Annotated in this window: 2 protein-coding genes; both read left to right on the top strand. The window is 37.5% G+C overall.

What is annotated here, in order from left to right; translation table 11 throughout:
• Positions 1–54 precede the first annotated feature (54 nt).
• A complete protein-coding gene (locus H140_RS16590) occupies positions 55–324 on the top strand; it encodes a TnsA endonuclease C-terminal domain-containing protein (protein WP_201546945.1) in 270 nt (89 codons plus the stop codon).
• On the top strand, positions 308–2,098 hold the full coding sequence (locus tag H140_RS0113530; protein ID WP_019674177.1) for a Mu transposase C-terminal domain-containing protein: 1,791 nt from the start codon (positions 308–310) through the stop codon (positions 2,096–2,098). Before H140_RS16590 ends, H140_RS0113530 begins: the two co-directional genes overlap by 17 nt.
• Positions 2,099–2,159: the final 61 nt, after the last annotated feature.

Below are 2,159 nucleotides of genomic sequence, written 5' to 3'. Positions count from 1 at the left end.
CTTAACTTATGATTTCTAGGCGTTATTTTTGGCATACTGGCGTCGTAATAGTAAATAATAATTTATTATATATTATTTCTTGGAATTGGTATTACTAAAAATCCTGACAAAAGCATTATTGACCTGTGCAAAGATATTGATAGAGCTTATTTCGATGAAGTAGGTAGCTCCTTAAATGAGTTAAGAAGACTATTAGGATTGAGGTTCTTGATATTCGATCTTCGTATAGATTTCAGGAAATTAAAATGTAGTGATATTCATACGAGTGACTCCCAATATTGGGGCTTAATGACAGAGGAGCTTAGATATGCTGCGAATCAATGATGTTTATAGCAATCAAGACTCAAAGTATAGAATATTAAGCCTTTTACCAGAGCAAGTCGTTTGGATTGATATAGATCGTACATCTGCACTGCCTGAGCTTATACCTATCAAAGAATTAGTAAATCTAATTGAAGAGGGCGTATGTTATATCACCGATGATCCTTATCAGAGTTTGCTTTTGCAAGCGCCTGAGGAGGGTAGTACAGCTCAGTTAAAAAGAGATGAAAGCTATGAGCTTATTAAGCCTATTGTAAGCCATCCTTTGTACTACCTTCCAGAGGAACGAGCAAAATTTATAAACGAAATTATTGACGCTAAAAGAAGTACAAAGCAAACACTATACCGGCTACTGCGTAGGTACTGGCAAAGAGGCCAAGCGCCTAATGCTTTACTTCCAAACTATAAAAACTCTGGAGCGAAAGGTAAAAAACGTATTGCTAAGGATAAACAGTTGGGTAGACCTAGAGTTTATAAGAAAGGCACTACTGCCATTATTAATGAGGATATAGAAAGGCTCTTCTCAATTATTATAAATAAGTACCTCTTAAACGATAGCAAATATACCATTGTTTATGCGTACCGAAAGTTTAAGGCAATGTATCGCTCTCTGAATCCAGAGGTCAGGGAGGAAAACTTCCCAAGCATCTGGCAGTTTAAATACTTTTATAACAAGCACTTTACTTCTGTCGAAAAACTTAAGGCTAGGCATAATAAAATTAGCTATAACAAGGATATAAGGCAGTTAAGGTCAACGGTTAACACGCAGGTTCTAGGTCCTGGCTCACGGTATGAGATCGATGCTACCATTGCAGATATCTATCTGGTATCCGATTCAGATAGACAGAGTGTTGTCGGTCGTCCAGTAATTTATTTCGTCACAGATGTATTTAGTCGTATGGTAGCAGGCTTTTATATAGGATTTGAAAATCCTTCTTATGCTACGAGTATTCAAGCTCTAGAGATGGCGGTAGCGGATAAGCAAAGTTACTGTAAGAAGTATGGCATTAATATCACAGCTGATGACTGGCCATGTATAGGTTTGCCTGATGCTATTCTTGCAGATCGTGGTGAGCTATTGGGTCATCAAATTGAAACCTTAGAAAAAAGCTTTTCAGTTCGAGTCGAAAATACGCCTCCTTATCGTGGTGATTTAAAACCTATAGTGGAACGATACTTTAAAACTATGCAGGCAAAGTTCAAACCGTTTACTCCAGGCGTAGTCACAGGAGTTAAAGAGAAAAAGAAGGGAGGAAATGACTACCGTTTAGATGCTGCTTTAACCATTTCAGACTTTAAGAAAATTATTATTAATTCAATTTTGATGCATAACAATGCTCACCAATTAAGTCACTACGATAGAGACAGTGATATGCCTGCTGATTTACCTTTAGTTCCTATTGAATTATGGAACTGGGGGTTACAACATCGTACAGGTAGACCTCGCACTGTTTCAGCGAAAGATTTGTATATTGCGCTGTTACCTCGAAAGAAAGCTACTTTATCAGACTTAGGTATTAAGCTTTTTGGTAACTATTATATTTGCTCTGAAATCAGAGAACAGGGTTGGTTGCACCGAAAAAATACAATTCATAGACCTAAATCGCTTGAGGTTGGGTACGATCCTTTAGATGCCGATACAATCTATATATTTTATGAGCAGAATAGTCTTAATTATTGGAAGGCTCATTTATCTGATCGCTCAAGAGAGTTTAAAGGTTGTAGTTTTTGGGAGGTGTGGCAAGCCCCCTATGTCAGGATAGTTGTCACCCCCTAAGAATAAACTAAATGGGGGCAACAAGGAATAATGATGCCAAGATATAGTGAAGAGAGAAAGC

Source organism: Psychrobacter lutiphocae DSM 21542 (genome assembly GCF_000382145.1).
GTDB classification, from domain to species: Bacteria; Pseudomonadota; Gammaproteobacteria; order Pseudomonadales; family Moraxellaceae; genus Psychrobacter; species Psychrobacter lutiphocae.
Note: the sequence above shows the minus strand (reverse complement) of the source record. Positions and strands in the feature narration are given on the sequence as shown.